The organism is Achromobacter sp. T5-5 (assembly GCF_055397965.1).
Genome location: NZ_AP027919.1, coordinates 343,172 through 367,998, shown reverse-complemented (window position 1 = coordinate 367,998; position 24,827 = coordinate 343,172). Strand labels below are relative to the sequence as shown.

25 protein-coding genes are annotated in these 24,827 nt (G+C 69.4%); 20 read left to right on the top strand and 5 right to left on the bottom strand.

All coding sequences use genetic code 11. The annotated features are described in order from the left end of the window. The first annotated feature begins 7 nt into the window (after positions 1-7). A complete protein-coding gene (locus tag ACZ50Q_RS01740; RefSeq protein ID WP_464080346.1) occupies positions 8-1,672 on the top strand; it encodes a CHAT domain-containing protein in 1,665 nt (554 codons plus the stop codon). 63 nt (positions 1,673-1,735) lie between these two features. After that, positions 1,736-3,058 (top strand): hypothetical protein, encoded by a 1,323-nt coding sequence (locus ACZ50Q_RS01735; protein WP_464080345.1) that lies wholly within the window; start codon positions 1,736-1,738, stop codon positions 3,056-3,058. An 18-nt stretch (positions 3,059-3,076) separates the two neighbouring features. Here ACZ50Q_RS01735 and ACZ50Q_RS01730 read toward each other — a convergent pair whose 3' ends face one another. From ACZ50Q_RS01730 to ACZ50Q_RS01720, 3 genes are all read right to left on the bottom strand, one after another. After that, positions 3,077-3,853, bottom strand: a complete 777-nt coding sequence (locus ACZ50Q_RS01730; RefSeq protein ID WP_464080344.1) for a fused MFS/spermidine synthase — start codon at positions 3,851-3,853, stop codon at positions 3,077-3,079. A gap of 66 nt (positions 3,854-3,919) precedes the next feature. Further along, positions 3,920-4,339, bottom strand: coding sequence for a universal stress protein (locus ACZ50Q_RS01725; RefSeq protein WP_464080343.1), 420 nt, complete (start codon positions 4,337-4,339; stop codon positions 3,920-3,922). Continuing rightward, the gene (locus tag ACZ50Q_RS01720; protein WP_464080342.1) at positions 4,336-5,346 is read right to left on the bottom strand and encodes a TerC family protein; all 1,011 of its coding nucleotides are present in this window, start codon (positions 5,344-5,346) and stop codon (positions 4,336-4,338) included. The genes ACZ50Q_RS01725 and ACZ50Q_RS01720 overlap by 4 nt, the downstream gene beginning before the upstream one ends. 145 nt (positions 5,347-5,491) lie before the next feature. On the opposite strand from ACZ50Q_RS01720, the gene nhaR reads away from it, so the two are divergent. Next, the gene (nhaR, locus tag ACZ50Q_RS01715) at positions 5,492-6,406 is read left to right on the top strand and encodes a transcriptional activator NhaR (protein WP_076517692.1); all 915 of its coding nucleotides are present in this window, start codon (positions 5,492-5,494) and stop codon (positions 6,404-6,406) included. Between the two features lie 25 nt (positions 6,407-6,431). Here nhaR and ACZ50Q_RS01710 read toward each other — a convergent pair whose 3' ends face one another. Beyond that, positions 6,432-6,887, bottom strand: coding sequence for a YjjA family protein (locus ACZ50Q_RS01710; RefSeq protein WP_076517694.1), 456 nt, complete (start codon positions 6,885-6,887; stop codon positions 6,432-6,434). 307 nt (positions 6,888-7,194) lie between these two features. Between ACZ50Q_RS01710 and ACZ50Q_RS01705 the strand changes: the two genes are divergently transcribed. Next, on the top strand, positions 7,195-7,983 hold the full coding sequence (locus tag ACZ50Q_RS01705) for an alpha/beta fold hydrolase (RefSeq protein WP_464080341.1): 789 nt from the start codon (positions 7,195-7,197) through the stop codon (positions 7,981-7,983). 176 nt (positions 7,984-8,159) lie between these two features. After that, positions 8,160-8,966, top strand: coding sequence for a hypothetical protein (locus ACZ50Q_RS01700; RefSeq protein ID WP_464080340.1), 807 nt, complete (start codon positions 8,160-8,162; stop codon positions 8,964-8,966). 13 nt (positions 8,967-8,979) lie between these two features. Here ACZ50Q_RS01700 and ACZ50Q_RS01695 read toward each other — a convergent pair whose 3' ends face one another. After that, positions 8,980-9,723 (bottom strand): lytic transglycosylase domain-containing protein, encoded by a 744-nt coding sequence (locus ACZ50Q_RS01695; RefSeq protein WP_464080339.1) that lies wholly within the window; start codon positions 9,721-9,723, stop codon positions 8,980-8,982. Positions 9,724-9,994: 271 nt separating this feature from the next. Here ACZ50Q_RS01695 and ACZ50Q_RS01690 point away from each other — a divergent pair, with 271 nt between their 5' ends. The 15 genes from ACZ50Q_RS01690 to ACZ50Q_RS01620 all read left to right on the top strand — a co-directional run bounded on the left by ACZ50Q_RS01690 (position 9,995) and on the right by ACZ50Q_RS01620 (position 24,820). Continuing rightward, positions 9,995-10,663: a response regulator transcription factor gene (locus ACZ50Q_RS01690; protein ID WP_076517701.1), complete on the top strand. Its 669-nt coding sequence runs from the start codon at positions 9,995-9,997 to the stop codon at positions 10,661-10,663. 4 nt (positions 10,664-10,667) lie between these two features. Beyond that, positions 10,668-12,221, top strand: coding sequence for a HAMP domain-containing sensor histidine kinase (locus ACZ50Q_RS01685; protein WP_464080338.1), 1,554 nt, complete (start codon positions 10,668-10,670; stop codon positions 12,219-12,221). A 165-nt stretch (positions 12,222-12,386) separates the two neighbouring features. Continuing rightward, positions 12,387-12,548, top strand: coding sequence for a Flp family type IVb pilin (locus tag ACZ50Q_RS01680; protein ID WP_231952227.1), 162 nt, complete (start codon positions 12,387-12,389; stop codon positions 12,546-12,548). Between the two features lie 14 nt (positions 12,549-12,562). Continuing rightward, a complete protein-coding gene (locus tag ACZ50Q_RS01675) occupies positions 12,563-13,093 on the top strand; it encodes an A24 family peptidase (protein WP_076517705.1) in 531 nt (176 codons plus the stop codon). 125 nt (positions 13,094-13,218) lie between these two features. Continuing rightward, positions 13,219-14,202 (top strand): Flp pilus assembly protein CpaB, encoded by a 984-nt coding sequence (cpaB, locus tag ACZ50Q_RS01670; RefSeq protein WP_464080337.1) that lies wholly within the window; start codon positions 13,219-13,221, stop codon positions 14,200-14,202. Positions 14,203-14,271: 69 nt separating this feature from the next. Beyond that, positions 14,272-15,786, top strand: a complete 1,515-nt coding sequence (locus ACZ50Q_RS01665) for a type II and III secretion system protein family protein (protein WP_464080336.1) — start codon at positions 14,272-14,274, stop codon at positions 15,784-15,786. Positions 15,787-15,806: 20 nt separating this feature from the next. Then, positions 15,807-16,493 carry a CpaD family pilus assembly lipoprotein gene (locus tag ACZ50Q_RS01660; protein WP_092576683.1) on the top strand — a complete coding sequence of 229 codons (687 nt, stop codon included), beginning with the start codon at positions 15,807-15,809 and terminating at the stop codon, positions 16,491-16,493. Positions 16,494-16,498: 5 nt separating this feature from the next. Further along, a complete protein-coding gene (locus ACZ50Q_RS01655; protein WP_464080335.1) occupies positions 16,499-17,770 on the top strand; it encodes an AAA family ATPase in 1,272 nt (423 codons plus the stop codon). A gap of 29 nt (positions 17,771-17,799) precedes the next feature. Beyond that, on the top strand, positions 17,800-19,209 hold the full coding sequence (locus ACZ50Q_RS01650; RefSeq protein ID WP_464080334.1) for a CpaF family protein: 1,410 nt from the start codon (positions 17,800-17,802) through the stop codon (positions 19,207-19,209). Between the two features lie 21 nt (positions 19,210-19,230). Next, positions 19,231-20,214, top strand: coding sequence for a type II secretion system F family protein (locus ACZ50Q_RS01645; RefSeq protein WP_092576691.1), 984 nt, complete (start codon positions 19,231-19,233; stop codon positions 20,212-20,214). A 21-nt stretch (positions 20,215-20,235) separates the two neighbouring features. After that, the gene (locus ACZ50Q_RS01640) at positions 20,236-21,177 is read left to right on the top strand and encodes a type II secretion system F family protein (protein ID WP_076517718.1); all 942 of its coding nucleotides are present in this window, start codon (positions 20,236-20,238) and stop codon (positions 21,175-21,177) included. Beyond that, entirely contained in the window at positions 21,174-22,139 is a 966-nt protein-coding gene (locus ACZ50Q_RS01635) for a tetratricopeptide repeat protein (protein WP_092576696.1), read from the top strand. Before ACZ50Q_RS01640 ends, ACZ50Q_RS01635 begins: the two co-directional genes overlap by 4 nt. After that, entirely contained in the window at positions 22,132-22,659 is a 528-nt protein-coding gene (locus tag ACZ50Q_RS01630; RefSeq protein WP_464080333.1) for a hypothetical protein, read from the top strand. Before ACZ50Q_RS01635 ends, ACZ50Q_RS01630 begins: the two co-directional genes overlap by 8 nt. Continuing rightward, positions 22,656-23,273 (top strand): TadE/TadG family type IV pilus assembly protein, encoded by a 618-nt coding sequence (locus ACZ50Q_RS01625; RefSeq protein ID WP_464080332.1) that lies wholly within the window; start codon positions 22,656-22,658, stop codon positions 23,271-23,273. Before ACZ50Q_RS01630 ends, ACZ50Q_RS01625 begins: the two co-directional genes overlap by 4 nt. After that, positions 23,270-24,820 (top strand): hypothetical protein, encoded by a 1,551-nt coding sequence (locus ACZ50Q_RS01620; RefSeq protein WP_464080331.1) that lies wholly within the window; start codon positions 23,270-23,272, stop codon positions 24,818-24,820. The genes ACZ50Q_RS01625 and ACZ50Q_RS01620 overlap by 4 nt, the downstream gene beginning before the upstream one ends. Positions 24,821-24,827: the final 7 nt, after the last annotated feature.

The following is a 24,827-nucleotide window of genomic DNA, read 5'->3' as shown; positions in this document are numbered from 1 at the left end:
AGCCATCATGGAACACGACGCCGACGGACCGAATTTCATCCTGCTGGCCAGCATGAACGACGAGCACGAGGACGACTGGGCCAACAACCTCGCCCAACTGCACCGCCACGTTCAGCAGTACCCGGCGATCGCGCCGTTCGTGGGCGCGGAGCTGCGCCGGCGCACGTCGCTGGAAAGCGCCAAGACCCAGATCGAATCCTGGGAACTGGCCACGCCGCGCATCGAGCCGCGGCTGGTCATCATCGACGCCCGGCTCGGGTCCACCGCCAGCAAGCGCGCCAAGCCCGGCGCGGCCGCGGTCGAACTGCTGGAATGGATCGCCAAGCGATCCGCCGTGCCCTTGCTGGTGCTGGCGGTCGACCCGCCGGAACTGGTGCAACGCTACGTGCTGGAACGCCCCGAAGTCTTCATGTGGACGAGCGATGCGAAGAGCGCCGGCAACAGCGGCACGGAGGTCGCCACCGTTCTCACCTGCCTCACCCCGCTGGCGCCCAAGCGCCGGCGGCGGCTGATCATCCGCGTGGGCGAGCACTCGATCACGTATCGCATCCAGATGGGACGGCACGAGTATTCGTCGCAGGACATGCCCTACAAGGAACGCGACCGGATCTCGGCCCTGGTGGGGCGCATCGAGACCTTCAGCCCTTATATGGGGGAGACGAAGGCGCCGCAGTGGCTCAAGGACCTGAGCGGGGTGGGCGAAGACGTCTTCAGCGCCATGGTCACGCACAGCCTGGGCGCGCCGATCGCCAAGCTGATCCAGCGCGCGCGCGACGAGGAGTTGTCGCCGGGGGCCGGCGCGTTCGCGGGACTGGACCTGCGCTTCGAGTTCAACCTGGCCAGCCAGGAAGTCTCGCGCCTGTTCAACCTGCCTTTCGAGATGGGGCGCGAGTTCGGCGCCGACAGCGGCCGCTATCTGTGCCTGGAACTGCCGATGGCGCGGCGGCTGCACCTGGAGGGCACCGCCCCCGCGCCGCGCTGGGAGACGGACTCGCGCGCGCCCGGCCAGCCGGTGCGGATGCTGTTCATGGATGCCAGCGCGGTATACGGCACCGTCACGTTCCGACGCGAAGACGGCGGGCCGACCCTGCCCGCGATGGAATTCGGCCCGCTGCAGTCGGTCGCCAAAGAGCGCGAGCATCTTGCCGAACTGGCCGCGCGCGCGCCCGGCCATCTCATTATCGACCACGTGCGCGGCGCGGACGAGCCCGGCCTGGTGGGCGCGGCGCTGCAGCGCCGCATCGAAGAGCGGCTCAAGACCGGCAACTACGACATCTTCCATTTCGCCGGCCACTCCGTCTCCGCGGGCGAAACCACGATGCTGGTGCTGCCGGGCGAGGACGGCGAAGCCTGGCAACTGTCCATCCGGCTGATCGGGCAGTGGATGGAGGCGGGCAAGTGCAAGCTGCTGGTGCTGTCGTCGTGCAGCGGCGCGTCGGTGCGCACGGCGCTGGAAGTCATGCGCGCGGGCGCGGCCGGCGTGCTGGCCTTCCGCTGGCAGGTCGAAGAGGAATCCTGCGCGCGCTACATCCAGCGCTTTTACGACGTGTACCTGGACGCCGCCCAGCCCAAAGGGCTGGCCGAAGCCTACCGCTACGCCTGCAAGGCCGCGCAGGGCGATGCCGGCGATCTGCCGACCTGGGCGTCGGCGGTGGCCATCGTGCGCGACTGAGCGCGCGGCCGCCGGCCCCTGTGCGCAACCTGCGCGGCGGGCGGCCGAAAACAAGGAGCTGACATGGATTCGCTAATCGGCATGTTGCGCGGCATCGGCGGGAAGGCGGCCAGCGGCGACGGCGCGGGCGCCCTGCTGCCCACCGTGCCCGCGGGCCGCAACTTCTATGCGGAGATCGAACCGCCCGGCGGCAGCCCGGCGCTGGCCGCGGGCCTGGACGGGGCCGCCTTCGTGCCCGGGCAGTGCTACTTCAGTCTCCGGCTGGTGGAGATGCGCCTGTGCGACGCCAGCAACTATCTCAGCCAGTTCCTGCCGCTGTGCACGTTCTTTCTGCGCTATGGCGCGGACGGCGCGCGGCGCGAGATCCCGTACATCGTGGGCTACGACCTCATCCAGCAGGCGCTGGGCGCCGCCGCGCCCCAGGCCGGCGCCAGCCGCGTGGCCTTTCGCGACGTCTACGTGGCGCGCAACGTGCCCTACGCCAGCGACGGACTGGAGATGTACGCCGCCCTGTGCCGGTTCGCCGACAGCAGCCTCAGCCGAGGCATCCTGGACTTTGTCTCCACCGCCGTGACGATGCTGGGCGGCCCCGTGGGCGGGGCCATCGTCAAGACGGGCGAAAGCCTGCTCACGCCCCTGGCCAAGCTGTTCGGCACCGACGGCGTCAGCGTGCGCTTCGGCGTCTATGACGGCGACGCGCTGCGCCGCAGCGGCTACCGCGTGCTGGCGGGCGCGGACTCGCAGGACCGGCTATCCGGTCTGCAGCTCGTGGACGGCGTGCTGCATCGCCAGAAAGACGGGGGCAAGCCCGAGCCGGTCAATGACGTCGACTACCTGGTCCTGGCGTTCGAGCAGCGCACGACGCTGGGCGCGGACATGTTCGCCGCGGCGACGGCGCTGCCGTTCCATCATCTGTGGAAGGACGTGTCCAAGGCCCTGATCGGCAACGACGCCACGGCCGCCAGCGCGGCCTACCAATCCCTGCTGATCGCGGTCGCCGAATCGCCGATGCTCATCGACGCGGACCGCTTCGCGCTGCTCACGGCCTATGCCGCCCAGCGCGGCGCATGGGAAGCCGCGAGCGAGCGCTCCGGCCTGCGGACGCGCAGCGGCGGCAAAAGCCTGGCGACGGCCATGACCGACCGGGTCAACGCGCGGGGCAAGACCGATCCGGTGGCCGATCTGCTCAAGGCGGCGAAAAAGCACATCACGCCGCCGCCGGGACCGGCCGGGCCGGCGCAGGCGGCGCTGGAAGACGCCGCCGTCGCCCAGACGGTGTCGGACCTGACGCGCACCCTGGGCGAGAAAGGCAGCGCGCCGCCGCCGGGCGCCTTGTCCCGCGCCACGCGCGAGCTGCTGTCCGTCATGCTCAGCGATCCGGCATAGCGGGCAGGGCAGTGCCGACTACCGCAGTTCCAGCGTCGCCCCGATGACGCGCATCGTGGGCATCAACTGGCGCCATGCATCCTTGGGCATCGACGGCGGCCGCGTCAGCTGCGCCGCCGCCGGGTCATCCAGCAAGTTGCCTTTGCAGGCGAACACGATGCTGTTGGTCATGTCGTCGTCGACCACCTCGAACATCGACGAGCCGAAGGATTCGCGCACGCGCTCCAGGTAGGTGTGGTGCATGGGGTGGTTGACGTGGAAGTTGATCACCAGGATGCCGTCATCGCGCAGGGCGCGATGGCAGTCGGCGTAGAACGCGGCGCTGCACAGCGCGTCCGGGATGCCGCCCGCCACGAATCCATCCAGGAAGATCACGTCCGCATGATCGGACAGGCCGCGCATATGCTGCGCCGCGTCCGCCTTGATCACCTGAAAGCGCTCGCCGTCCGGCGGCACCAGGAAGGCGTCGCGCAGCGCGATCACGGCCGGGTCGATCTCCACCACCGAAATCCGCGCCCCCGCCAGATAGCGGTGGCAGAACTTGGGCAGCGATCCGCCGCCCAGGCCCACCATCAGGATGTGATCGGGCGCCGGCTTGAACAGCACGAAGCCCATCATCATCCGGGTGTATTCGATCTCCAGCGCGTCCGGGTTGAGCAGCGACATGCTGCTCTGGATTTCCTGCTGCGTGAAGTGCAGGGTTCGCCGGGCGCCGGCATTCTGGATGAAAGGCCTGTGCAGGGCCGCCGGCTCGTCGGAAAGCGGCGAATCGGCGGAAGCGGGGACGTCGGACATGGGCGCAAGCGGTAGCGGTAAGCGGAGAATCCGCAGAAGATACCACTCCCGCGCCCGCACACCCGGTCAGACCAGCATCACCGGACAAGGCGCATGCGCCAGAATGCGTCCGCTCACCGACCCCCGGATCGCGTTGAGCAGCGGGCTGTGGTGATGCGAGCCGATGACGATCGCGGCCGCGCCCACCTGCTTCGCATAGTCGACGATCTTCTCCGGCGTGAAACCCACGAACTCATGGCACTCGTGGCTGACGTTGGCCGCGCTCAGGATGTCCACCGCCGATTTCATCGCCTTGCCGCTTTCTTCGTGGTGCCAGGCATCGATGTCCGACTTGGCGATGAAGGACTTCACGTCTCCGCCCACGTCCGGCTCGCAATGCACCACATGCACCACGAAATCGCGGCTCAGCAAGGGGCTTTCCACCAGGAATCGGGCCGCCGCGTCGCTGTATTTCGACCCATCGGTGGCAAGAATGATCGTGTTCATGGCAGACCTCCGTTTTGTGACTTCTTGGCCTCGGGACGCGCGGACGGGTCCGCGGCCCTTGCGGGCAACACCCAACTTGCGCCGACCGACGCCAGCAGGATCACGCCCACCACCCCAAGCGACCAGTGCACCGGCACGTGCACCCAGTGCTCGGCCAGCATCTTGGCGCCGATGATGACCAGCACCATCGCCAGGCCATACTTGAGATAGTGAAACCGCGCCACCATGTCCGCCAGCAGGAAGTACAGCGCCCGCAGGCCCATGATGGCGAAAATGTTGGACGTAAAGACGATAAAGGGGTCGGTCGTCACCGCAAAGATGGCGGGTATGCTGTCCACGGCAAACACCACGTCCGTCGCCTCGATCACCAGCAGCACCACGAACATCGGCGTCGCGTACCGCAGCCCGTCGATGCGCACGAAAAACGACTGCCCGTGATAATCCCGCGTGATCCGCATGGTCGACCGCAGGAAGACCACCAGCGGGTTGCGGGCGATGTCCGGCTGGCGGCCCGCGGTGAACAGCATCTTCAAGCCGGTGAAGATCAGGAACGCGCCCAGCACATAGAACATCCACACGAACTTGGACAGCAGCCAGACCCCAGCCAGGATCATGCCGATGCGCATCACGATGGCGCCCAGCACGCCGTATAGCAGCACCCGGCGCTGCAATTCGAGGGGCACGGCGAAATAGGTGAAGATCAGCGAGAACACGAACATGTTGTCCACGGACAGGGACAGTTCGATCAGGTAGCCGGTGTAGAACTCCAGCGTCTTCTGGTGCGCGACGGCGCGCCCCAGCGTGCCGTCCAGATACCACCACATCAGGCCGCCGAACAGCGTGGCCAGCGACATCCATGCAAGCACCCAGCACAGGGCTTCGCGCGACGAAACGCGGTGCGCCCGCCGCCCGCCGAACGCATACAGGTCCAGCGCCAGCACAAGCAGCACGAATCCCACGAACCCCACCCACATCGGCAGCGTCGCAAAGGTTTCGACCCGGTTCATCACGCGCCTCCTTCCACCGCGCCACGTGCGCCACGCGATGGACAATGCCGCCCGGCAGCAGCATGGGGCCAGTCTAGATCAGCGCGATTCCTCCAACAATTCGCATATGATGAATCGATAGTCAGATTTTTTGGATTGATCAGCCATGGTCACTCTCAACTACAAGCATCTGCGCTATTTCTGGATGGTCGCCAAGGCCGGCAGCATCGCCCGCGCCGCGCAGCAGCTCCAACGCACGCCGCAATCCATCAGCGGCCAGCTCCAGGAGCTGGAATCCACGCTGGGCACCGAACTGTTCCGGCGCGCGGGCCGCGGACTGGAACTGACCGATGTCGGCCGCCACGCGCTGCTGTACGCGGACCGCATCTTCACCATGGGCGACGAACTGCTCGACGACCTGCGCGAGCGTCCGGCGCGGCGGGCCATGGAGTTCAAGGTGGGAGTGGCCGAAGGCATGCCCAAGGCCATGGTGTACAGGATGATCGAGCCCGCGCTTCATCTGGACGAAGACGTGCGGCTCATCTGCCGCGAAGGGCGCCTGCCTTTCCTGTTGGCCGACCTGGCCGTGCACCGCTTCGACATGGTCATCGCCGATCGCCCCATGCCCAGCAACCTGAACGTACGGGGGTTCAGCCATCTGCTCGGCGAATGCGGGGTGACCTTCTTCGGATCGCCGCCGCTCTTGGCAAGCTTGCCCGGCAAGTTCCCGGCGCTGCTCGACCAGGCGCCGTTCCTCTTGCCCGGCGAGGACGCCGCCATCCGGCCGCGGTTGCTGCAATGGCTGGACGAACACAACGTGCGCCCGCGCATCGTGGGCGAATTCGACGACAGCGCGCTGATGAATTCATTCGGCCAGACCGGCACCGGCCTCTTTGTCGCGCCAACCGCGACGGCGGCCTATCTGTGCAAGCAGTATCGGGTCCGCGCCATCGGCCACGCGGCGGCCGTCAAGGAGCAGTTCTACGCCATCACCACCGAACAGCGGCTGGAGCATCCCGCCGTGGTGGCGCTGAGCCGGGCGGCGCGGGAGGATATTTTCGGGCCGGCGCGCAAGGCCTAGCGCGGCCCGGCCCCAGCCCGGCGGATTACAGGAACGACTTGGCGTGCTTGAGCACCTGGTCGCACGCCTTCTTGGTGAGCTCTTCCTTCAGCCCGCCACCGCTCAGGTCCACCGACTTGCCGTCGCTGCCATTGAGCATGCCCTGCACGCCGGCCAGATAGCCGGAATCCGACTTGGCCTGCTGGGTCGAGCCGCCGGAGATCTTGCCCATCAGCTTGTCTTTCATGGCCTGCGCGTCGCCGCCGGCGAGATAGTTGTTCTTCATGCAGAACTCAATCACGCCCGCCGCATTGCCGGCCGAGGCCGGGCTCAGCGAGGACAGGGGCAGGCTGCCGGTCAGACCCTGCATGGCGCCACTCTGGCCCGAACCGCCCATCTGCCCTTTCACGGCATCCAGCAGCTGCGCGCTGGCGGCGCCCGCGTAACACTGCGCCGCGATGAGGGCGGCGGCGCCGGCGAGGCGGCGGACATTGATTTTCATGGCTTGCTCCTGGTGCGAAATTGAACAGCGGCCATCGTAGCGGCGCGCCACAGCAGCGCGGCGCGCAGGGCCGGCGCGTAATGCGACAAATCATGTGCGTGCGGTCCACATGCGCCGTGGGGCCGTAGCAATTGCATTCGTAACGTCACCGGTCTGATACGAGCACGCAAGGCGCCCCGGCCACGACGGGCGCCGGCCGCACGCCCGCGCGCCTACGCTACTATTGCCGACTGTCCCCGGGGAGGCGGCCGCGCTGCGCCGCCGTATCCGCAGGCGTCCCGAGCCATCTATTCCGTGAGAACCCGCGATGTCGTCCGTGCAATCCCAAGATGTCTTCGTTCCCGCCGCTGGCGGCCAGCTTTTCGTGCGGCGCTGGACGCCCGACGCGCCCGGCGCGAACGACGTCCCCCTCGTGCTGATGCATGACTCGCTGGGCTGCGTGGAACTGTGGCGCGACTTTCCGCAACAGCTTGCCCTCGCGACCGGCCGCGCCGTCATCGCCTACGACCGGCTGGGCTTCGGGCGTTCCGACCCGCATTCGGGCACCTTGGGACCGGACTTCGTGGTCCGCGAAGCCATCGAAGGCTTTCGCGCCGTGCGCGAGGCCCTGGACCTGGACCAGTTCGCGGCGTTCGGCCACAGCGTGGGCGGGGGCATGGCCATTGCCAGCGCCGCCGCGTATCCGCAGTCCTGCCGCGCGCTCGTGACCGAATCCGCGCAGGTCTTCGCCGAAGACCGCACGCTGGAAGGCATCCGCCAGGCGCGCGAGTCGTTCGCGCAGCCGGGCCAGCTCGACCGCCTGAAGAAGTACCACGGCGAGAAAGCGGCCTGGGTGCTGGGCGCATGGATCGACACCTGGCTCTCGCCCGACTTCGCGGACTGGACGCTGGACGCGCAACTGGCCCAGGTGACGTGTCCCGCGCTGGCCCTGCACGGGGACAACGACGAATACGGCTCCACCGTGCACGCCGAGCGGATCGCGCAATTGGCGGGCGCGCAGCCGGTCATCTTCAAGCAATGCGGCCATGTGCCGCACCGCGAGCTGCCCGGCCAGGTGCTGGAGACGGTGGCCGCGTGGCTGAAGACGGCCGCCTGAACGGCCGGGCTTTCAGCGCCGCGGGCCGCCGCCGGCTTTCCTTGCCCGGCGCCGGGCAAGCCGCCACCGGATACACAAGGACATAAAAAATCCGCTGGCAGGGCCTGGAGGCGCCGCCGCGCGCGACTTACTATCGAATCCAGACCGGCGATCCCCTGTGCCGGGCGCGGAGTTCCATGAGCATCCCATCAAGCCCGACAGGCGCCGCGCCGGCAGCCGCCCCCACCCGCTCGCGCCATCTGCTGCCGTGGGCCGTGGTGGTGCTGGTGGCTGTGGGGCTGGCGCTGGCCGGGCCAATCGCGCAACCCGAGCACTACCATGACTTCGCGGACAAGCGGGCCTGGCTCGGCATTCCCCATGCCGCCGATGTGCTGTCCAACCTGGGTTTCGCGGTGGTGGGCTGGTATGGCCTGGCGCTGGTGCTGCAGTCGCGCCAGCGCCCCTCGCTGGACGCGATCCGTCCGGGCTATGCGCTGTTCTTCTTTGCGCTGATGCTCACCGCGTTCGGGTCCGGCTGGTATCACCTGGTGCCCGACAACGCCCGTCTCATCTGGGACCGCCTGCCGATTGCGCTGCTGTGCGCCGGCATCCTGTCGGCCGTCTGGCGCGACACGCTGGGCGATGGGCGCTGGGTCGACGTGCTGTGGACCGTTCTGGCCGTGGCCAGCGTCGGGTGGTGGTGGGTCACGGACAGTCGCGGCGCGGGCGACCTGCGGCCCTACCTTTTCGTGCAGTTCATGCCGCTGCTGCTGGTGCCATTGCTGCAATGGCGCAACGGCACGCCCCGGCGCGAACGCCTGTATTTCGCCGCCGCGATCGGCTGCTATGTGCTGGCCAAGGTTTCCGAAGTGCTGGACCACCAGATTTTCCAGCACGTCGCGTATCTCAGCGGGCACACGATCAAGCACCTTTTTTCCGTGGCCGCGGGCCTGATCGTGACGCTCAATTTCGCGCACCGCAAGCGCGAGGCCGACCGGCCGTAACGCCGGGCGCCGGTCAGCGCTTTCTCGGCGGCACCACCATGAACCCCTGCTCAAATTGCCGGACCGCTTTCGCGTCGTCCTGGCGGCTCCACATGGCAGACGCCGCGCCCGTATTGTCCGCCACCGCGATCGCGGCTTTCGGGGCTCCCGGCTGGTAGGCGGCCATGATCCGGCTCACGTAGTTGCGCGTCTCGGCATAGTCCGGCACGCGGTTGCCGGCGCGCTGCACCGCGCCTTCGCCGGCGTTGTAGGCCGCCAGCGCCAGCTCCAGGTTGCCGTCATAGCGGTCCAGCAAAGCGCGCAGATAGCGGCTGCCGGCATTGACGTTCAGGTCGAGCTTGCGCAGGTTTGCCTGCAGCGCCTCGTCCGTGCCCGGCACGCCGTACTGGCTGGCGGTGGCCGGCATGAGCTGCATCACGCCCACGGCGCCCTTGGGCGACACCGCATGCGTGTCAAAGCCCGATTCCGCCTGCGCGACCGCATGGAGGAGGGCGTAGTCCAGCCCGTGGCGTTGCGCGGCCTGTTCCAGCGCCTGACGGATTTCCGGGCTGGGCTCGACGGCGCGGCGCGCGCCGCGCGCGCCCGAGGACAGGTCGCGGAACAACAGGCGGTAGCTGTCGTCGATGGCCGTGGGCGCGAAGTGCGCCATGCCCTGATCGTCGAAGGACACATAGACGTCCGCTGCAAGACTGGCCGAGCAAGACAGCAACAAAGCCGCGCCCAGCCAGTGGCGGCTTCGAAGGAGGAAAGTGGACATGGCAAAGAGGACGTCGCGGCAGCCGCCACGTCCTTGAAGTCAGGATATAGGCCCGAATTCTACAAGAATAACAATCATTCTTATTTACAATAAGATTAAATCTTGTTAAGTTTTAGCCCGTTGCTGTTGCGATATGAATCGTGATCCCATAGGCGCCTGGCCTGAAGACGCAAGCCAGACGGCTTGCCGGGATGAATTTCTGATGCATGCGGCATGAGGGGTTCGGCGACAAACGCTGGCGGAATGAAGTGACACGCGGGCGAGGACATGCATGCGGATACTGCTAATCGAGGACGACAGCAAAGTGAGCTACTGGCTGGCCAGCAAGTTCCAGGCCAGCGGCCATCAGTGCGTGCCGGTCGATTCGGGCGAGCAGGCGCTCGTTGCGCTGGACCGGCAGGTGTTCGACATCGCCGTGCTCGACCGCATGCTGCCCGGCATCGACGGCATCGAGGTGCTGCGGCGCCTGCAAGGCCGCCCGCACCCGCCCGTCATCATCCTGTCCGCCGTCGACCAGGCGTCGGACCGCGTCGAAGGCCTGCGCGCGGGCGCGCAGGACCACATCGGCAAGCCCTTCGACTTTCTTGAACTGATGGTGCGCATGGAGCTGCTGGTGCAGCGCCATGACGCCACGCCGCCCAACACGGCGCGCCTGTGCGTGCAGGATCTGCAGATCGACCTGCTGCGCCGCAAGGTCACGCGGTCGGGCCGCGAGATCAGCCTGACCGACAAGGAATTCCTGCTGCTGCGCACGCTGGCCGAACACGCCGGCCAGACGGTGCCCCGCGGCATGCTGCTGGAAAAGGTGTGGGGCCTGCAGTTCGATCCCCAGACCAACCTGATCGACGTCCACGTCTCGAAGCTGCGCTCGAAGATCGACAAGGACTTTTCGCAACCGTTGCTCAAGACCGTGCGGGCCATGGGATACGTGCTGAGCTGACCCGATGAACACCGTGCAGTTCGACATTCCTGAGACCCTGCGGGCGCTCAGGCAGGGGCCGCTGTCCGGCCTGTTCGGCTCGTGGCAGTCGTTCTGGCGCGACGCGCGCGCGCCGTCGGCCACGGCCGTGCCCCCGCCCACGCGCACGACCAGCCATTTCCGCTACACGGCCTGCTTCGCGTTCATCTTCCTGCTCGTGACGCTGGGTTCGATTGCGTGGGGGCAGAACCTGCTCGAGCACGTCATGGTGCGCCACGTGAAGGACATGGTCGCGGCCGAAATCCGGGCGCACCAGACGCTGAGCAGCCGCGACAGCGCGTCCGAACTGGCGCGCGCGCTGAAGCTGCGCGAAGCCGCGGTGGCGCGGCGCGAGCGCGCGATCTCCGTGCAGGCCGCCGACGGACGCCTGCTGTACGGCGCGGCCGAGCTGCTCTCGCCGCTGATGTGCCAGGGCGGCCAGCAGCCTTGCCGCGGCTGGCTACGGGCATCGCTGAACACGGGCGAGGGCGCCAGCGAATGGCTGGGCCACGCCTCCCTGCTGCCCGACGGCGGCCGCTATGTCATCGCCTACGACATCCTGCCGATGCTCAACCGCATCTACCCCGTGCCGCTGGTCGTGGGCCTGAGCGTGTTCACGGCCCTGCTGCTCAGCCTGGGCGCGGGCCTGCTCTTTAGCATTGGCGCGGCCAACCGGGTCACGCGCATCCGCCAGACCATGGCGCGCTTCGCCCGCGGGGACCAGGACGCGCGCGTGGCGCTGCATGGCAGCCAGGACGAGTTCGACGAGTTGGGCCACGACGTGAACCAGGCGCTCGAACGCATCGATTTCCTGATGGAAGAGGTGCGCAACGCCACCAATCACATCGCGCACGAGCTGCGCACCCCGCTGACGCGCCTGCAGCAGCGCCTGAGCAACGCGGCCGACTCGATGCGCGACAACCCCGCGGCGGAAGCGGAGATGGCGCTGGCGGAAGAAGAAGTGCGGCGCATCCTGTACCTGTTCCGCACCGTCATGCGCATCAGCGAGATCGAGACCGGGCGCTGCCATCACGAACCCGTCGACCTCGATGCGCGGGCCCTGCTGGCCGACCTGCACGATTACTACGATGTCCTGGCCGATCAGCGCGGCGTGGTCCTGCAGATCCGCGTCGAGGACGACCTGCCCCTGATGGGCGACCGCGCGCTGCTGTTCCAGGCGCTGGTGAACCTGATCGACAACGCAATCAAATATGCGCCGCCCGGCTCGGCCATCACGCTGCTGGCGCGGCGCCGCGGCCCCTGGATCGAGCTGGGCACCGCCGACCAGGGCCCCGGCATCGACGCCGACCAGCGCAGCCAGGCCGTGCAGCGCTTTCGCCGGCTTACGCGCGACCGGACGATCTCCGGCCACGGCCTGGGCCTGGCCCTGGTGCATGCCGTGGCGGCGCTGCACGGCGGGTCGCTGGCGCTGGCCGACAACGATCCCGGCCCGCCGCAAGGCGCCGCGTCCGGCGCGCCGCGCGGCCTGCTGGCCATCCTGCGCCTGCCCTGTAAAAGCGCGGCCGGCGGACGTTCCTGAACGACTCTTAATGATTCGCAGGTTGATCGCTAGCTGCAAATGAATCCTAATATCGTCTGTGTAGTGACGGCTTTCGCAGCCTTCGTTTTTTCCCTTCACGACGATTCTTTCTTGGACCTTCCCGTGACCTCCCGCATCCAACAATTCCTTCGTGACGAAAGCGGCGTGACCGCAATTGAATACGGCATCCTCGCCGCCGCCATGGCCGCCGCGGTCGGCGTGATCTTCGGCTCCGACGGCGCCTTCATCACCGCGCTGCGCGACAAGTTCGGCGCCATCGCCAACGACATCACCGAAGCCGGCACCGACGCCCGCTCGGGCGGCTGATCCGCAGGCGTTTCGTGGCGCACTCCCTGCCCAGCATCATCCTCGTGCCGGCCCTGGCCTGGGTGGTGGTGTCCGACCTGCTGTATCGCCGCATCAGCAACCGCCTGGTGCTGGCGTTGCTGCTGGCATGGGTCGCCTATGCCGGATGGACGCTGGCGCAGGGCAATCCCGCGCTGCGCGCTTCGCTGACGACCGGCATCCTGGCCGGCGCCGGCGTGCTGGTGGCGGGATATTGCCTCTTTGCCATGCGCTGGATGGGCGCCGGTGACGCCAAGCTGATGGCCGTGCTGTGCCTGTGGCTGGGCGAACACACCTTCGTCTTTCTCATCGTCACCGCCCTGGCCGGCGGCGTCATGGCCCTGGCGCTGCCGCTCTTGCGCGCGCTGGAACGCGCCCTGGCGCTGAGCCTGATGCGCCTGAACATCTGGCTGTCCGGCCTGGTCATCCCCACGCCGCACGCGCTGCGCGACGAGCCCATGCAAGGCATTCCGTACGGACTTGCGATTGCCTGCGGCGCCGTCTTCGTGCTCTGGAGCGCCAGCTAGCTTTCGACCAGGCACGACCCCCCACGACCCAGCACCACCCGGCATGACCCAGCGCCCATGGCGCGCCATCAGGGGCTGACACTCGCCCCTGATGCAATTGAAAAGACAAATCACTCCTATTTGCTATGAAGACCCGATCATTGATCCTGCTTGCCTCGGCGATCGCGCTGGCCGCGGGAGCGGCCCTGGTGGGCCGCGCGCTCATGCGCCCGCCGCCACCCGTGACCATCGTCAAGCAGGTCGAAGCGCAGCGCGCGCCCGTGCGCCAGGTGCTGGTGGCGGCCGGGCCGCTGGTCCCCGGCGACTTCGTCGCGGGACGCGCGCTGGCATGGCGCGAACTGCCCGCCAGCGAGATCCGGGCCGACCACTACACCGCTGACACCGACGAGGAACGCCGCAAGATCGAACGCGCCGTCGCCGGGGCCACGCCCCGCCGCACGCTGCAGGACGGCCAGCCGCTGACCCGCGACGGGCTGGTGTTCAGCGGCGACCACGGCTTCGTCGCGTCGGTGCTCAAGCCCGAGATGCGCGCCGTGTCGATTCCGACCAGCGCGGTGACGAGCAACTCGGGGCTGGTGTCCGCAGGCGACCGGGTGGACGTCATCCTGCATCTGGAACGCGACAAAGACCAGCCGCCGATGCCGGGCCAGACCGCCGTCTCTTTTGCCTCGCTGGCGTCGCAGACGATCGTGCGCAACGTGCGCGTGCTGGCATTGAACGGCAATCCGGCGGGCATCGCGCCCGCCAGCAATGCCCCAACGACCCCGGGCGCCGTGGACAAGAAGGCCGTGCCCCTGCGCAATTACTACGAAAGCCTGACGCTCGAAGTCACCCCTCGCGATTCGGAGCGCCTGGCGCTCGCGCAAGAGGTCGGCCCGCTGCAACTGGCGCTGCGCAGCGTGCAGGCGGACACCGTCGAACAGCCTCACGACGCCATGCGGTCGGTGACGCGCATCAACGATGCGACGGACATGTTCAATCAGCCGGCCCGGCAGACGGTCGTCGTGCAGAAGTTCCACGGCGAGCGGCAGAGTACGCAGTCCTTCACGCAGTCCGTCAGTCAGGCGGCGGAGCCGGACGAACCCGCCTCGTCACCCTCCATCCCCTAACCGATGCGCCCCCACCGCCAGCCCGCGGCGACGTCCGCGCTTCCTCATGCCCCTTCATCCCTTCACGCCATGATTCACAAGCAGCCCCGCCGCGGCGCGGCCCTCCTGATGCCCCGGCTGTGCCTGGCCGCGCCGCTGTGCCTGGCTGGCGCAAGCGCCCTGGCCGCCCCCTCCACGGAGCCGCGCCCCCGTCCGGCGGTCGACGTCATGAACACGCCGTCGGCCTTGCCCGCCAGCCTGCAGAAGATCGCGCCCACCGGCGAGATCACGCTGCACGTGCGCGAAGGCCAGTTGCTCAAGCTGAAGTCCGATGCGGCCAAAGTGCTGGTGGCCGACCCGCGCGTGGCCAGTTTCCAGGTTCCCTCGCCCAACAACATCTTCGTCTTCGCGCAGTCCGTCGGCACGACGACGCTGTACGCGCTGGATGCGCAGGACAAGGTCATCGCCGCGATCCGCGTCGTGGCCGAGCACGACCTGTCCACGCTGCGCACGCAGATCCTGCGGTCCGTGCCCGGCGCCGACATCGAGCTGGAGCCCTCGCTGAACAACCGCATCATCGTGCGCGGCAACGTGCGCACGCCCATCGAGGCGCGCCAGATCGTCGACCAGGTGCAGGCCTATCTGGACGGCGTGTCGGCAGGCACGCAGGGCGGCGGCGCGCGCGGCGCCGGCAACACCCGCGACGGCGTGATCAACCAGCTCAAGGTGGAGCTGTCCTCGCAGATCAACATCCAGGTGCGCGTCGTCGAGGTGTCTCGCACGCTGTCGCACGAGCTGGGCTTTGACTGGGCGGCGACGCTCAATTCGGGCAGCGGCGCGTGGGGGATCATGACGGGCAGCGCGGCCGGCGGCTTCGCGCCCGCCACCGAGACCATCAATCCGTCGCTGTTCGATTCCGTCACGGGCAAGAACTTCTCCAGCCTGATACCGGGCCGCACCACGTCCACCTTCGCGGCGGGCGGCATGACCACGCGCGGCCGCTTCACCATGGGCGGCCTGATCTCGGCGCTGTCGGCGGAGGGCTTCGCCTCGGTCCTGGCCGAACCCAACCTCACCGCGATGTCGGGCGAAAGCGCGGCCTTCGCCGCGGGCGGCGAGGTGCCCATCGTCATCATCACCAACAACAACGTGCAGATCGACTTCAAGTCGTACGGCGTGATCCTGCGCATGACGCCGACCCTGCTGTCCGCCAACCGCATCAGCCTGCACATCGCGCCCGAAGTGAGCGAGCTGACGGAAGACGGCGCGGTCACGCTGCAGGGCATCTCCATCCCCGCGCTGAAGGTGCGCCGCGCCGACACCACGGTGGAACTGGCCAGCGGCCAGAGTTTTGCGCTGGCCGGCATGCTGCGGTCGACGCAGGCCCAGACCGTGTCCGGCGTGCCGGGGCTGAGCAGCATTCCGCTGCTGGGCCGGCTCTTCGAGCACGAAGTGTCCGCCAAGGACGAAACCGAGCTGGTCATCCTGGTCACCGCGAACGTGGTCGATCCGGTCGCGGCCGGCGAGCTGCAGGTGCCGGGCCAGGGCCTGGCCGGCATCGACGACCTGCTGCCGCCGCAAGCCCCCATCGGCTACCTGTACTGAACGCGGACGAGAGACACGCCATGGACTACGACAAGACCCTTACCACGCGCCGCCTGCTGCCGCTGGCCCCGCTGTTGCTGGCCCTGCTGCTGAGCGGCTGCGGCACGCAGTTGAACGACCTGCGCGCCCAGCGCTTCGGCGCCGGCGAAGCCGCCAAGGCGCCCACCGTGGCGCCGCGCGCCGTCGCGCTGGCGCTCCAGGCCGCGCCGGACGGCAACGGCCTGACGGCCGAATCGCTGAACGCGGCCAACGAGCTGCTGACGCGCCAGGGCCGCATCGACGCGCAGGTGCTGACGCTTACGCCCTTCAACGCCCGCGGCGAGGCGCTGGCGCAGCGCCTGGCGCAAGCGCTGGCCCGCAGCGGCGCCCGCGCGCCCCGGGTCGAATCGCTGCCCCGCGACGCGCAGCGCCTGCAAGAGGCGGCGCAGGCCGGCTGGGACCTGGAGCTGCAATCCGAGGCGATGACGGTGCAGGCCACGCGCTGCAGCATCGCCAAGCCGGACGACTGGACCATCCATCCCTACTACGGCGTCGGCACGCTGGGCTGCGCGAACCGCGCCAACCTGGCGCGCATGGTGAGCGATCCGCGCGACCTGGCGCGCCCGCGCACGCTGGAAGGCGCGGACGGCAAGGCGGCGGCCGGCGCCGTGGACCGCTACCAGACCGGCGAAACCCGCGACCTGATCGACATCGACTTCGACAACTGACGGCCATGAGCAACACGACACCGACCCGCAACGGCGCGCCCACCCAAGGCCCGGCCGTCTTCGCCGCCCCGGCCGACCTGCCCGTCATCGGCGAGCAGCTCGTCCGCCTGCAGCGTCCCGCCTGCGCCCTGCAGGCAGGCGGCCCCGCGGCGGCCGCCGCCTGGTGCGCCGCGAATCCGCTGCCCGGCGTGCTGCTGGCGGACATCACGGGCGAAGCCCATCCGATCGCGGCCCTGCTCGAACTGGCGGCCCTCGCGGGCCCGGCCTGCCGCATCGTGGCGCTGGGCGACAAGCAGGACGTGGACCTGTACCGCCAGCTTCTGCAAGCCGGCATCTTCGACTACCTGATCAAGCCGCCGCGCCTGGACCTGCTGGCCGACACGCTGGCCCGCGCCGACGACGACACGCCGCTTGGCCAGGGCGGCAGCGCGCGCGCCGGCCGCTCCGCGGCCATCGTGGGCGCGGCGGGCGGGCTGGGCGTCAGCACGCTGACCGCCGCGCTGGGGCTATGGCTCGCGCACGCGCGCCAGACCCCGACTGTGCTGGTGGACTTCGACCGGCGCAAGGGCGACCTGCCGCTGCTGCTGGGCCTGGAAGCCGATGCAGGCCTGGCCAGCCTGCTGTCCGCGCCCGATATCGATCCGCGCCTGCTGCAACGCACGCTGTTGGCGGCCGGTCAGGTGCCGCCGCCCGCGGGCGGCGAGCCGTCCGCCCGCCTGCAACTGCTGGCGCAGCGCCCCGGCCCGGAAACCCCCTTCGACCCCGAGCGCGCGCTGGAAATCGGCGGCGCGCTGTGCCAGTGGTTCTCGCTGTCGCTGTGGGACCTGCCGTCGCACCGGCCAGCCGGCGCCGATGAAGTGCTTGCCCATGCCGACATCCGCGTCGTGCTGACCGAACTGACGGTGCAGGGCGCGCGCAACACCCATCGCCTGCTGGCCGAGCTGGGCGAGGGCGGTCCCGGCCAGCGGCTGGTCCTGGTGGCCAGCGATGCGCGCCAGGCCCAGGGCGCCGCGCTGACCCCGGCGCAGTTCGAGGAGTTCATCGGACGGCGCATCGACCAGCACCTGCCCTACGCGGGCCAGGCGCTGGCGGCCAGCCTGTTGAAAGGGCCGCTGTCGCCGCACGCGGCGCCCGCGTATGCGCAGGCCGTCGCCCAGTTGGGCGCGCGCGTCCTGGGCCTGCCGCTGGCCGCGCCCGCCGTCCACGAGGGCCCCGTGCAGCGGCTGCGTGCCTGGCTGAACCGGTCCGCGCCCGCGCGCCGCGCGGCGCGCGCCTGATTCCACCGCGCCCCCCACCGGACGACCTCATGCTGCCCCGCCGCAAGCCCGCACCTTCCATCCCCCACGCGCCCGCTGCCCCCGCGCCGGCGCCGGTTGCCGCGCTGCCCGACGCCGCGCCCATGCCTGCCGCCGCGCCCGCGGCCCGCACGCCGCCGCCCGCACCGCGTCCCGTCGCCGCCGCCACCCCGCCCAGCGCGGAGAGCAGCGCCCAACGCCGCGTGATCCGCAACGAGCTCTTCGAACTGATCGACCCGCTCAAGGCCGCGGCCATGCCGCGCGACCGGCTGCAGGCGCAGATCGACGCGCTGATCCGCCGCATCTGCGACGAGCAGCGCCTGCAGCTTTCAGGCCAGGAAGAAGAGCTGATCGCGCGCCAGATGCTGGATGAAATGGTGGGCGTGGGTCCCATCGAGCCCCTGCTGGCCGACGACACGGTCAACGACATCCTGGTCAACGGCGCGAACCAGATCTTCGTCGAACGCTTCGGCAAGCTGGAGCTGTCGTCCATCACCTTCATCGACGAAGAGCACGTCTTCAATACCGCGCAGCGCATCGCCGCCCGCGTGGGCCGCCGCATCGACGAAGCCAACCCCATGGTCGACGCGCGCCTGCCCGACGGCAGCCGCGTCAACGTCATCACCCATCCGCTGGCGCTGGACGGCACCACGATCTCGATCCGCAAATTCATGCGGCGCGATCTGTCGCTGGAATCGCTGGCCCAGCGCGGCGCCATGTCCATGGACATGGCCGTGCTGCTGCGCCGCGCGATGGAAGCGCGACTGAACATCGTGGTGTCCGGCGGCACCGGCGCCGGCAAGACCACGCTGCTCAACGCGCTGTCGCAGAACATCAGTCCGCTCGAACGCATCATCACCATCGAGGACGCGGCCGAACTGCAATTGCAGCAGGAGCACGTCATCCGCCTGGAGACCCGGCCCGAAAGCGCCGAAGGCGGCGGCCGCGTGGACCAGCGCGACCTCATGAAGAACGCGCTGCGGATGCGCCCCGACCGCATCATCCTGGGCGAAGTGCGCGGCGGCGAGTGCTTCGACATGCTCCAGGCCATGAACACCGGCCACGACGGGTCGCTGTGCACCGTCCACGCCAACACGCCGCGCGACGCCCTGATGCGCCTGGAAAACATGGTGATGATGGCCAACATGCAGCTCCCGCTGGCCGCCATCCGCCGCCAGATCGCCAGCGCCGTCGACCTCATCGTGCAGATCGAACGCATGCGCGACGGCGCGCGGCGCGTGGTGTCGATCATGGAAATCTGCGGCATGGAAGAAGAGGTGATCCAGACGCAGGAACTGTTCATCTTCCGCTCGCGCGCCGGCTCGACGGCCACGCAGGTGCTGGGCGAACACACGGGCAGCGGCCTGCGGCCGAACTTCTACACCGAGAAGTCGCACCTGTTCGACCAGGACATCGCCTGACGGCGGCAAGGCAGCCCGGACATGCTCGATCTCTTTACCCTGCTCATCTTCCTGCTGGTGTTCGTCGGCTTTTTCGCCGTGCGCGCCAACAGCCGGCGCCAGCGCCGCGAAGACGCCATGGCGGCCCGCCTGGCGGCGCTGCGCTTGCAGATGCAGCGCGAAAGCGGCCTGGCCGCGGCCGTGCTGCAATCGCCCGACTCCATCGCGCTGCCGGGCCAGGACGACCTGATGCCGCGCTGGCCGTGGCTGGGACTGCGCCTGGCGCGCCTGCGCGACGGCCTGCGCGCCCTGGGCTGGCTGCCCACGCTGCGCCAGCGCGTCCTGGTCTCGGCCGCCGCCGCGCTGATCGGCGGCCTGGCGCTGGTGCGCATGACGGGCACGCCGATCTTCCTGGCCTTGCTGGCCGCGCCCGTGCTGTGGACCGCGCTGTGCGGCGTGCTGTATCAGCAGGCCATGACCAAGCACCTGGCGGCGCTGGCGCGCAGCCTGCCCGAAGCCATCGACGGCATCACGCGCATCTGCCGGTCCGGCGTGCCGCTGCACAGCGCGTTCGGGATCGCCGCGGACCACCTGCACGGCCCGCTCGCGCCCGAACTGCGCGAGATCGAAAACTGGCTCAAGCTCGGCGTGCCGCTCAAGCAGGCGATGCAATCGTCTGCGCAGCGCGTGCCGCTGCCCGAGTACCGCTTCTTCGCCGTCATCCTCATCATCAGCCAGGAATCGGGCGGCCGCCTGGGCGACACGCTGGAGCGCCTGTCGGCCACGCTGCGCGCGCGCGCCGAACTGGGCATGAAGGTGCAGGCCAAGACCTCCGAGGCGCGCGCCTCGGCCAAGATCGTCGCCCTGCTGGTGCCGGGCGTGCTGCTCTACATGTACCTGAATTCCCCGGAAGATTTCCGCTTCATGTTCAACGACGCGGCGGGCGTCAAAGTGATGATCTACGCCGCCGCCAGCGTTGGGCTGGGCCTGTTCATCACCCACCTGATGGTCAAGCGCATCCGCTGACCCGCCCGCGACCTAGCTGCCATGCCCCTGCTTTCCGATCCCCTGGCGCCCCTGCTGCTGCTGGCCTTCATTGCCGGCATCGCGCTGGCCGCCTGGCTGCTGCGCGCCGAAGCGCGCCGCAACCCCCTGCACGACCGGCTGGGCCGCCGCGGCCGCGGCGCCGCCCAGGCCACCGCCTCCATCGCGCTGGACGCCAGTTCGCCGCTGCCGCCGCTGGCGCAAGGCATCGCGGCCTTCGGCATGAAGCTCGCCGGCACCGAACAGGACCGGCTCGCCACCGAGCGCCTCCTGGCCCAGGCCGGATGGCGCCGGGCCGAGGCCTGCGGCCTCTTCATGGCCGCCAAGTACGGCAGCGGCGTCGTGCTGTGCGCGCTGGCGCTGTGGCTGCTGACCAGCCCGCAGACGCGCTTCGGCCTGACCGGCCTGGCGGTCGGCCTGATTTCGCTGTTCGTCGGCACCACGCTGCCGGAACTCCTGGTCAAGCTGCGCGCCGGCCGGCGCCACGAAGCCCTGGCGCGCAGCATGCCCGACGCGCTGGACCTGATGGTGATCTGCGCCGAGGCCGGCCTGCCGTTCCCGCGCATCCTGAAGGTGGTCTCGCGCGAGCTGGCCTTCAGCGCGCCCGCCATGGCCGATGAACTCGCCTTCACCAGCGCCGAGCTTCAACTGCTGCCCGACCGCTCGGCCGCGCTGCGCCACCTGGCCGACCGCACCCGCGTGCCCACGATCGAAAGCATGGTCGGCTCGCTGGTGCAGGCCGAACGCTATGGCACGCCGCTGGCGCAGGCGCTGCGCACCATCGCCGAGGAAAGCCGCAGCCGTCTCATCCTGGAACTGGAAGAGAAGGCCGGCAAGCTGCCCGCGCAGCTCAGCGTGCCCCTCATGACCCTGATCCTGCCGCCGGTGGTCGCCATCGTCGCCACGCCCGCGCTCATGCGCGTTATCCGGACCCTGATGCAATGAACGCAACCCTTCCCCTGTTCCCGCTGCCCGCCGCGCGCCTTGGCCGCGCCGGCGCCGTGTTGCTGCTGGCCCTCATGTTGAGCGCATGCAGCACCTTCACCAAGACCGACTCGGCCTCCGCGCCCAGCAGCCGCAATCTGCTGACCCAGTCCAACGCAGGCGGCGCCTCGCCCCGTCCGCTCGCCAGCAGCGACGACCCAGCGGCCGAGGGCCTGAAACTCGCGCGGCTGCTGCGCGACCAGGGCCGCTACGAAGGCGCGGCCGGCGTCTACGCCCAGCTGGAACAGCGCGGCAGCCTGAAGCCGCTGGAACTGCTGGAATACGCCAGCGTGGCCGCGCCCACCCAATCGCCGCGCGACAACCTGGCGCTCTTCGGCCGGGCGCGCCGCGCCTTGAACGAATCCGGCGTGACCCTCACTCCCGCCGCCACGGTCACCCTGTGCAACGGCCTGGGCCGCGCGCGCATGGCGCTGGGACAACGCGACGCGGCGATGCAGGATTTCGACTGCACCCTGGCCGCGGACGCCAACAACGTCGCGGCGCTCAATGCCAAGGGCGTGCTGCTCGACGCCAGCGGCGACCACGAGCAGGCGCGCAAGCTGCTCGCCCACGCCTGGGAACTGGACCCGTCGGACTTTCGCGTGCTGAACAATCTGGCGCTGTCGCACTTAGCCGGCGGCGACGCGCAGGAGGCCATCCGCCTGCTGTCGCAGGCCGACGCGGTCCAGCTTCCGACGCTCAAGCTGAACCTCGCCTTTGCCCAGGTCCTGCAGGGCGACGAGGGCGCGGCCCGCAAGACGCTGGAAGGCATCATGGCGCCGGCGCTGGTGCCGCAGGCGCTGGCCGACTTCGCGCAGCGCCGCCAGCGCATCCGCGACGGCGCACCGGTCGGCAGCGAGCTGATGGCCGCCAGCCGCCACGTGCTGCAGCTGCGCGAGAAGGAGGCCAACGGCCATGGCTGACCAGACGCCCGGCGTGCGCCGCGTCCCACGCCGCCAGCGCGGCTCCCTGTCGGTCGAAGCGGCCTATGTGCTGCCCGTCGTCATCGCCGCCGCGATGATGTTCATGGAGCTGGCCAACATCGGACTGACCATCAACATGGGCGCCAGCGCGCTGGAACGCGCCGTGCAGCAGTTCCGCCAGGACGGCGCGGCGGGGATGCAGGACGGCGGCGCCATCGAATCGCTGGTGCGCGCGCGCATGGTGGCCGCCTCGCACAACTACCTGGACGACGAGAACATCGCCACCGTCGAAGTCGAACGCTTCGCCTCGCTGGATGCGATGGGCGGCGGCGCCACCGAGGATGAGGCCGAGAACGCCGCCTTGACCCAGGTGCCGGCCTGGCGCATCGAGGTCGACGTGCGCAAGGACTTCATCACGCCCTTGCCCCGCCTGCTTGGCGTGGACAGCGGCGCCTTCCGATACCGCTATCAACAGGTGCTGGCCTATCTGCCGCAGCGCGCGGAAGGATCGCAGCCGTGACCGCCGCCCCGCGCCCGCCGCGCCGCCCCCCCGCCGCGCGCCGCCGCCAGCGGGGCGCGCTGGCCGTGGAGGCCGCCCTCGTCCTGCCCATCCTCTTGGGCGTCGGGATGATCGGCGCCGACATGCAGCGCATCCACAGCGAGCGCATCCGCGTCGAGAACGCGGCCGGCGCCATGGCCTTGAACCTGGCCGCGCAACGGTCGCTCACGGCCGGCGGCGTCGACGCGCTCGCCCGCATCGCCATGCAGGGTCACGAGGACATGCAGCAGCTCATCATCCTGCACGTCCTGCAGTCCGGCCGCATTGAATGGGCGCTGCGCCGCGGCGGCGCGGACGATCTCTGCCAGGCGCCGGCCTCGGGCGGCCGCTACACCGGCGCCTTGCCCCAGGATCCGCCCGAGGCGGCCCAAGGCGCGGCGGACAACAGCACCCTGTCGATGATCGTGGTGAAGGCCTGCCGCGGCACCGGCGACATCTCCCTGTGGGCCGGCCTGCCGCTGCCCGAGGTCCTGGAAACCGGCGCCATCTTCCGCGCCACCGCCCGAACCATCACGCTGGACGACACGCTGCGCGCGGAAAGCGTCGCAAGCGGATTGGCCTACGCCGAACCATGAACAACCGTAACGACAAGGTCTTCTCCCTGGCTCGCCAACGTGGCGCGTCCGCCGTGCTTTTGCTGCTGCTCGTGACCGCGGTGGCCGTGCTCGCCGCCTACGCCTCGGACGGCACGCGCATGACGGCCGACGCCGCGCAGATGAAGCGCGCGACCGACGCGGCGGCGCTGGCGTCCGCCGCCGCCTATGCCAAGAGCCGCGATGCCGACATCCAGGACATCGCCGAGCGCTACGTGGCGGTCAATCTCGGCATGGACCGCGCCCAGATGCGGCGCGCGCTGTCGGTCAGGGCAGAGACCATCACCAAGGACGACATGCCCGGCACGCGCGTCACCGCCACGTTCGAGGCGGCCAGCATGCTGGCCGATACGCCGGCCGAATCCGTCACGGTGGCCTCGGCCGCCGTCTCGCGCCAGCGCTCGCTGGAAGTGGCGCTGGCGCTGCCCAACACGCTGGGCGAGGACGCCGCCAACCTCGCCGCGCTGCGCCGGCTGGGCAAGTCCTTCGCCTCGCGGCTGCTGGAAGACGCGGAAAGCGCCTGGCTCGCGCTGGTGCCCTACAGCCAGGCGGTCAATGTCTACGATCCGGAGCAATCCAACCGCATCCGCCTCTGGAGCGCGCCCGGCGCGCTCAACCCGGCGGAACTGACCTCCCTGTTCCGCACGGGCTACGCCGGCCTGGCCGACCGCCGCATCCCCGACCGCCGCGCCAACCTGCTGTGCATGTACCGCGGCCTGAACCGCGGCGACAACTATTTCTGGACCGACCCGCCCGTCGGGCAATTCGGCGTGTACTACCGCCACGACCTGCCCGAGAACGGCAGCCCGGGCGCCCCGCCCATCCGCTGGATCGGCCCCAACCCCTTCTTCGGCCAGGCCACCGGCGTGAACGACACGCGCTGGATGGTGGCGGACCGCGGCTGCCCCCATGCGGCCCTGCTGCCCCTGACCAACGACCTCGGCAAGATCGGCGACCGGCTCGACCAGATGAGCACGCGCTTTAACACCAACCATGCGATCGCGATGGGCTGGGCCGCCATGGCCCTGGCCCCGGCCTTTCGCGGCGGCTCCGGCTGGGCGCTGGAGGACGAGCTGCCCAAGGACTTCGACGACGGCACGGGCGATCGCGTCAAGGCCATCGTGTTCCTGACCAATTCCACCGGACAGCGCTGGTTCGACACGGATTCCTACAACGCCTACGTCGGCCAGAAGATCGACGGCGATTCGGACGAAGGCGGCGGCGAAGCCAGCGTCGTGACCGAACGCTTTTCGCGCCTGTGCAGCAGTCTGCGCGCCCGCAACGTGAAGTTCTACCTGATCGTCACCGGCAGCGACGAGGCCACGGACGAAGACGGCCAGATCCTCAGCGCATCGGCGTTCCGGCGCATCGCCGGTCCGGGCCTGGCGGTCTGCGCCGAGAAGGGATCGGACCAGATCTACCTGTCCGGCAGGGACTTCGTGGTCTCCGAGGGCCCCATCCAGAACCGCCTTGACGACATCGTCGACGAATTGCGCCAGCTCGCCGCGCTGACCACGCTCGTCGAATAAGCCTATC